This window comes from Bacteroides sp. AM32-11AC, from assembly GCF_003603515.1.
In the GTDB taxonomy this organism is placed as follows: Bacteria; Bacteroidota; Bacteroidia; order Bacteroidales; family Bacteroidaceae; genus Bacteroides; species Bacteroides uniformis.
The window spans coordinates 78,555-85,709 of the sequence record NZ_QTNH01000019.1 but is presented as its reverse complement, the minus strand read 5'-3'; the positions used below and the strand labels follow the sequence as shown (position 1 = coordinate 85,709).

Below are 7,155 nucleotides of genomic sequence, written 5' to 3'. Positions count from 1 at the left end.
GTAGTTTCTACCATTCTGGGATTTATCCCTTTCATGATAGGTGAGGACAAGGAAGCTTTCTGGTTTCCATTGGCGGCGGGTACCATTGGCGGACTGGTGATGTCCGTCATCGGTATCTTCTTTTTCTTGCCGGTTTTTGTGCTGAAACAGCGTGATTTTCTTAGGAAATGATTACTTTTGCTCGATTTTGTTACCTGAATGGATACTTGAATTTTAAATATGGAAAGTGCGGAGTACTCTTTGGATGAGTTATTATGTCAGTCTCTTCTGTTGTTTCGTCAGTATCGGTTTTATGATGCTCCGGAATGTGGAGAAAAGGCATTCCGGATATTGGAGGAAGCCCATGTATGGATGGGGCGTACGCAAGAGTGTGTGGATATGGCGAAATGGGGGTGCGTGATAGAGTGTCTTGCGCAGAAATACTACATAGAAGATGATACGGATGCGATTCTGGAAGAAATTGATGCTGCTTTGGTTGCGCATTGGAAGAGGATAGAGAAAATCCATGCAGAAGTCACCACCGTTTATTTATGGCTGGGGTACTATTTCCTGCTACGTTTCAGAAACCGGGAATCCCGTTCCCATTCCCGTTGTAAACAGATAATGTCCAGCTTGTTGTGTGCTTTGGTCGAAATCTTCCGTAAGGTGGAGAAGGGGGGAGCCCCGACAGAAGTCTTGTCACATCTTTCGGTAGATGTTTGGGGAGAGACCGTCTGCTGGATGGAGCAGGTACATGATTCCCGTCTTTGCGAGAAGCAGTCGTCAGCTTTGCTGGCACAACTCTATAACCTGAAAAGTGTGGAGTTGGAAAAAGGTCCGGGAAAGCAGGATGCTTTGCTCCAGCAGATTCTGGAGTTTTATTGCTTTTAAGGGAAAATTATCTCTGCTTAGTTTTATCATTTCTGCTTCCACACTTCCACCTACTTCCTGCATCCCTTTATTCATCGGCATTACAAGTGCTGTGGAAGCAACTCAAAAAGGTGGAAGCAACTTTTGCTTCCACAGCGGAAATACGCCGGAAGGTAAGTTAATATCTTGTTTGTTAGTGTATTAATAGAATGTGCAGCATTTTGCAAATATCTTGTTTACACGATAAGCGTTTCGTGTAAACACGGTATTAACTTCGTAAAAGACCGTTTACCGATAGACTGCAGCTGGGCTCATAATAGGAATAAGATAGGTGCACAGTATGGGGAAACTATGAGTATAATAGGTGTTCAACGGTTATGAAGCACCTTGTTGACGGTCGTTAGTCGAGTGGTTGACGGCCGTTGGCAGAGCGCATCACGGCCGATAGGCGCTGATAACTCCGTACAGAAAATGGAAAGGAAGCCTATGTAAGGGGAAACAAGCTCTGAGCTATTTGTTTTGTTTGCCACATTTATCTTGTTTTTGTACATTGTTGAAGCGGTTTTTTGTATCTTTGAAGGGAGAGGCCGTAAAAAAGCTTATTCTCATCCAAAGTTTAATTATATATACATGGATTATGAAGCGATGTATAGTACTGTTCATAACATTCTGCTGTGCAGTTGTTTCTAATGCGCAGACAAATGGCATTGTGACTGATGGGGAAAAAGGATTGCCGTTGGCTGATGTGAATATTTATCTCCAAAAGGATTCTGTGTATACGCAATGATAATCTGGTAAAGAACATGTTCATATGAAAAAACTGTTATATCTTGGGCTTTTGTCCGTTTGTGTACTGTTAGGTTCTTGCGTAGAGAAGAACGTATCCAATGTTTTTGATAAGGTAGAGAGGTATATGGATGTATATCCTGACAGTGCATTGCTGCTGTTGGAGCAAATTCCTCATCCGGAGGAGCTTCGTGGGAAGCAGCGGGCGGACTATGCATTGCTGCTGACGCAAGCACGTGATAAAAACTATCTGGATAGTTTGCAGTCGGATTCGTTGATAAAAATTGCGGTAGATTATTATAAGAATGGGGAGGATAAGGTGAAAGCGGGGAAGGCATTGTTTTATTATGGCAAAGTGATGGATTTGCAGGGGAATAATACACTGGCTATGCAAGCCTATTTGAATGCTTTGGCTAAATTGGAGAAAACGGAAGAGTATAAGTTACAAGGCTTGGCATATGAGTATATCGGTATTTTGAATGCAGATAGAAAGCTACACAAAGATGCTCTTGATAATTATCAAAGTTCGGTATGTTGTTTTCAAAAGGCAGTTGATATTTTAGGGGTTATATATGCTTATCGGGATATTGCTCGTATTTATTATGTAGAACAACAATATGACAGTGTTTATAACTACATCAATAGGGCTTTGTCCTTGTGTGAGGAAAAGAAAGGATGTACCGATTTTGAACGAGTAACTCCTTCTTTGTTACAAGTAAAAGGAATTGCAAAAAGAAATGAAGGGGATTTGGAAAATGCAATAATCTTGTTGAAAACTGCGGTAGAGACTGAACAAGATAGGCATTCTATGCATCACTGTTCAATGTCATTGGGGAATATTTATTTGAATCTAAATAAGTTGGATGAGGCTGGAAGATGTTTCGCTTTAGCTTTGAATTCTGAAAATCCTCGTACTCTGGCGGGTGCATATCACTATTTGTATCTGTTGGAAAAGAAACAGAAAAAGTATGCAATGGCTCTCTATTTCAAAGAAAAGTCTGATTCGTTGTTAGTCATTGAACGGGATGCTAAACAAACATCTCAAATTTTGACTTTGCAACGTAAATATGAAAGAGGAAAACTTCTTTTAGAAAAGCAACAGGTTGAACGTGAAAAGCAAATACAGCTTTATTTTTGGATAGCAGTAGTCTTGTTTATTATACTGCTATGCATTGTTTTGTATTTTCTTTTGAGAAAGAGATATGAAGGACTGTTCCGGAAGAATATGCAAATAATAGAAGAAAATGAGTGCATGATTAAACGATATGTTTATGAACTTGATGTGTTGAAACAAAGGGCAGGTGAGATGGCAGAAACAAATAGAGAGAAGATTGCTAAATTGAACCAAAAGATTTTGCTATTGGAGAGTGAGAATAAAAAAATAAGTGAAAATGTATGTGTAAATGGCGTTTATCTCTTGGAACAATTGAAGAAGGAAAAGCTGATTGTGAAGAATATGACCAACCAGGAGAAAGAACAACTCCTTGAATATATAGATTTAATATATGGTAATTTTATTTCTCGGTTAAAGAAAGATTTTAAATTAACTAGTGGCAACTTGATGTTGTTGGCTTTGCTTAAAGTCGGTTTCACTTCCAGTGAATTGATGTTCACTTTTGACTGTGAGATGAATTCCATTTTTACGAAGAAACGGAGGTTGAGGGGAATCTTAAGTTTGGATACAAATGATAAATTGGAAGAATTTGTAGCTCTTTACTAGAATAATCGCTTGATTTTCGTCCACTAATTTAGAAATGTTTTTACTGTCATCTTATTGGTGTATAGAGTATTGACTTGTCTTGTGTTGTCCACTCGTATTTTCTCTAAGAAGTGATTGAATGGCTATCTTTGTAACATTCAAAACTAAAGATACTATGAAATCATTTTTTATTTTGTTAAGTTTATACTACTTTCTTGTAGTAAATGTAGTAAGTGCAGATTCAGTTACTTTTCCTTCGAGAGTAGAAATCGTCATGGATGAGGATTTTGATTTACCGGGTGGTCCGGGGAATGCTCATCGTTCTATTCCTTCAGCTACTCCTTTTTTAGCATTTTTGAATGATGACCATTCCATTGATTTGGAATTCTATCAATCGATAGGTGAAGTGGAAATTGCAATTTCTCAGAATGGGAATGTTGTTTACTCCTCTGCTGAGAATATAGACTCTCCTATATTAAGAAAAGTACAGTTACAGCAAGGTTTAGGTGGTGATTTTTTACTTGAGATAAAGGGCGCGGATGGGGCTTATGCATTCGGTAGATTTACTGTTCATTGATTTGATAATGAATATATAACACTATGAAACAAATCTCATTTTGCATCACTTGCATGAACCGGCTTATTATCGACGAAGTCATAGTGGGAATATGGTTTTTAGGTTAGCGAGTCGGTATGTAATCTGGATGCAGATAATTATCTGGGGAAAGGCTTTGCAGAGTTCGTGATGAAGAAGTTTGAGAATGAAGAAAATATATTCTATATCAGTACTCTTTGTAAACGTGATGTTTTTGGACGAATATGTTTGAAGAAGCGAGGCTTTATTGCAATGAAAGGTTATAATGAGGCTTTGGTAGGCTATGGATTTGAGGATGCAGAATTTTATGATGGTCTGGAGTCGTAATCAGGATATGAAGTCGGGTGAAACTTGTTCGTTTTTAGCTAAAGAAAAGATTGTATAACGCTTCTTTTTAGTAAGAAGCATAATAATTATTTACGTATGAAAAAAAAAATTGTAGTGTATGTCTTGATGGCTTTTATAGCTCTATTTTTAATATTTAGATTCGTGTCTATATCAAATAACATAAGTCTGCAAAGAGGAATTGTTAGAAGTGTATCTGCTACAGAGCATAATGATATTGTAATAGAGTTGGAGAATGATTCTTTTTATTATATAAATAGAGGTATGGAAAGTGAAATAAATTATGAATGGTTTCAGAATTATTTGCCAAGCCATGAAATAGAGTTGTATATTCAAAATGAACATTTATTTGGGTCAAATAGTAATCGTATTGTTGAAGTAAGCATAAATGATTCTTGCATATATAAGAAGTGATTTATATTTATTCGCAAGAAAACAGTTGTATGCCAAGAAGGTGATAACTTGTTTGATAAAGAGAACAATCAGCATATTCAAATTCGGGGAGTTAGTTCGGATGGATGTTTCTTTGCTTTATTACAACCGGATGAACTTAGCGATGATAATCAACAGAGAATGGGAGTTGAAGAAGAAGGTAACCCCATAATAGCTGTTCTTTATTAAGAAGTTGATATAAAGATGAAACTGTTTTCCCATGAAGTGTGAAAAATATATCTATGAATAGTTCGTAATTCATTTGTTTTTAGTATGTTTGTGCTATTCGTATATATAGTATGAAATACTAAGGAAGAGAATGTTCTTAATGAAAGTATGAAAAGAAGAGTTAAAGCATTGACTGTTGTTTTGGCAATATGTCTTATAACTGTTTTTATTCGATGTCAGTCGAATGAAACTCCTATTCAGCAACTTGTAGTTGTTGTGAATGGGGATTCTATTGAGATGGTTTTTGTGAAAGGAGGTACATTTATGATGGGATGTACAGATGAGCAGGGATGTGACTGTGAGGATAACGAGAAACCAGCACGTAAGGAGTCGGTATCTCATTTTTACATAGGAAAATATGAAGTTACTCAAAGGCTGTGGAGGGCGGTTATGGATACTGATTCCATTTTGCCGTTTAATGGGGGATGCGGAGATTGCCCGATGGAAAATGTAAGCTGGAAAAATGCGCAGGAGTTTATCGGTAGATTAAATGCTATGACCGGTAAAACATTTCGTCTTCCGACTGAGGCCGAATGGGAATACGCAGCGCGTGGTGGACACAAAAGTAAGCACTATAAATACAGTGGCAGCAATCAGGTAAGTGAGGTGGCTTGGTATGTTGGGAATTCCTCTGGCGGACAATATGGAGAAGCTGGAACTACCCGTCCGGTAGGTCTGAAAAAAAGCAATGAATTGGGATTGTATGATATGAGTGGCAATGTTTGGGAGTGGTGCGGTGATTTGTACACTAAAGAATACAAGCAAGGTGGTAAGTCTATCCATCCGGGATGGCCTTTTGAGGGTACTTATCTTTTTTTCCGCCGAATATTGCGAGGTGGAAGTTGGGGAGGAACAGCAGAGGGGTGTCGGGTGTCGTACATTGATTACGACATTGAGAATTATAGTGACGAGTATGGAGGTTTTCGCCTTGTGATGGAGCCGGAATCGATTAAATAATGTAATTAATGATGATAAGTGATATTTTACTACTTTCAGAGTAATGAATAGAAATGGTATGAGATATATGTGGAAATTCTTTTTATTATTGATGTTGGTTGTAACTTCGTGTTCCGAAAAGCAGATTGATGGCAATGTAATTAATGTTGCGGAAGCAATGAGTAGATTGTCAGAAGGACAATCTGTACAAAATTTGTTTTCCAGCATAAGTTATATTCCTTTGGAGACTAATGAGCAGGCTATTATAGGAAAATATCCGGAGTGCATAATTATGGATAGTGCGATATTGGTATCTTCTGTCCATCAGAATCTGAAACTTTTTGACCGTACTAACGGGAAGTATATTCGGGATATTGGACACGTAGGTACTGATCCGGAAGGATATGCAAAGGATTCATGGGGGAAAGTGAGCTTTTGGGCTGATGCGGTTCGGAGAACCGTTTATCTATTGGGATGGAATAATGATTTCCTACTATATGGATTTGATGGGAAATATAAGGATAGAATTCGATTGCAAGATACAGTCAATTGTATTCTGTCCCAAAATTACTATTTGATGGATGCGGACAGAATTTGGGGACATAATAAAATGAAACTCTCTCCGGAGACGCCATCAGTCTTTTATATGGATAGAAATACGATGTCATTGACCGGTATTGCTACATGGAATTCAGCCCTGCTTCCCATGGATGAGGTTTTGTCGGTTTCAAATTTGTTGGGGGGCAATGTTGCTTATGGAGGTGACTTGGCAATGGCAGAATTTGTTGGTGACCGGAAATATTATACGGCAATCAATAGCCCTTCGTTATGGAAATCTAAGGATGCCATCCGAGTGAAACAAGCTTTTAATGATACTATCTATACTATTTCAGAGCAGGGACTTACTCCATATCTGGTTTTTGAACTGGGTGAGTGGCACTGGAGTGAGCAGCAGCAATTGGATGTAGAAGGATGTGATAAGAAAATAGCCATAGACTATATTCTGGAGAATGCAGAATACATCTATTTCCATTTTCATACAAGCTTATATTTAGAAGAAAGCCAGTCATATTGTGGATTTTACCATAAGGAAAAGAAAACTGTTGTTTGCCAAAAGGGTGATAGCTTATTTGATAAAATGAATAATCAGCATATCCAAATCAGGGGAGTCACTTCGGATGGACATTTTTTTGCTTTGTTACAACCGGATGAACTCAGTGATGATAATCAACGGAGAATGGGAGTAGAAGAGGAAGGTAACCCTATTATGGTCATGCTTTATTAA

The 7,155-nt window shown here is 37.9% G+C and carries 6 protein-coding genes; all 6 read left to right on the top strand.

Features of this window, described 5'->3' with window-relative positions; all coding sequences use genetic code 11:
- Positions 1-219 precede the first annotated feature (219 nt).
- The 6 genes from DW800_RS18020 to DW800_RS17975 all read left to right on the top strand — a co-directional run bounded on the left by DW800_RS18020 (position 220) and on the right by DW800_RS17975 (position 7,155).
- Positions 220-870: a hypothetical protein gene (locus DW800_RS18020; protein ID WP_005823861.1), complete on the top strand. Its 651-nt coding sequence runs from the start codon at positions 220-222 to the stop codon at positions 868-870.
- Positions 871-1,660: 790 nt separating this feature from the next.
- Positions 1,661-3,355: a tetratricopeptide repeat protein gene (locus DW800_RS18005; RefSeq protein ID WP_117964816.1), complete on the top strand. Its 1,695-nt coding sequence runs from the start codon at positions 1,661-1,663 to the stop codon at positions 3,353-3,355.
- Between the two features lie 118 nt (positions 3,356-3,473).
- Positions 3,474-3,911, top strand: a complete 438-nt coding sequence (locus DW800_RS18000; protein ID WP_016272561.1) for a DUF3244 domain-containing protein — start codon at positions 3,474-3,476, stop codon at positions 3,909-3,911.
- A gap of 441 nt (positions 3,912-4,352) precedes the next feature.
- On the top strand, positions 4,353-4,688 hold the full coding sequence (locus tag DW800_RS17990; protein ID WP_117964814.1) for a hypothetical protein: 336 nt from the start codon (positions 4,353-4,355) through the stop codon (positions 4,686-4,688).
- Between the two features lie 354 nt (positions 4,689-5,042).
- Positions 5,043-5,891 carry a formylglycine-generating enzyme family protein gene (locus DW800_RS17980; RefSeq protein WP_119958246.1) on the top strand — a complete coding sequence of 283 codons (849 nt, stop codon included), beginning with the start codon at positions 5,043-5,045 and terminating at the stop codon, positions 5,889-5,891.
- 58 nt (positions 5,892-5,949) lie between these two features.
- The gene (locus DW800_RS17975) at positions 5,950-7,155 is read left to right on the top strand and encodes a 6-bladed beta-propeller (RefSeq protein WP_016272566.1); all 1,206 of its coding nucleotides are present in this window, start codon (positions 5,950-5,952) and stop codon (positions 7,153-7,155) included.

Excerpts from the sequence above, each read along its gene's own strand:
- DW800_RS18020 (WP_005823861.1), top strand. The coding sequence starts at position 220 with ATGGAAAGTGCGGAGTACTCTTTGGATGAGTTATTATGTCAGTCTCTT.
- DW800_RS18000 (WP_016272561.1), top strand. The coding sequence starts at position 3,474 with ATGGCTATCTTTGTAACATTCAAAACTAAAGATACTATGAAATCATTT.
- DW800_RS17990 (WP_117964814.1), top strand. The coding sequence starts at position 4,353 with ATGAAAAAAAAAATTGTAGTGTATGTCTTGATGGCTTTTATAGCTCTA.
- DW800_RS17980 (WP_119958246.1), top strand. The coding sequence starts at position 5,043 with ATGAAAAGAAGAGTTAAAGCATTGACTGTTGTTTTGGCAATATGTCTT.
- DW800_RS18005 (WP_117964816.1), top strand. The coding sequence starts at position 1,661 with ATGAAAAAACTGTTATATCTTGGGCTTTTGTCCGTTTGTGTACTGTTA.
- DW800_RS17975 (WP_016272566.1), top strand. The coding sequence starts at position 5,950 with ATGAGATATATGTGGAAATTCTTTTTATTATTGATGTTGGTTGTAACT.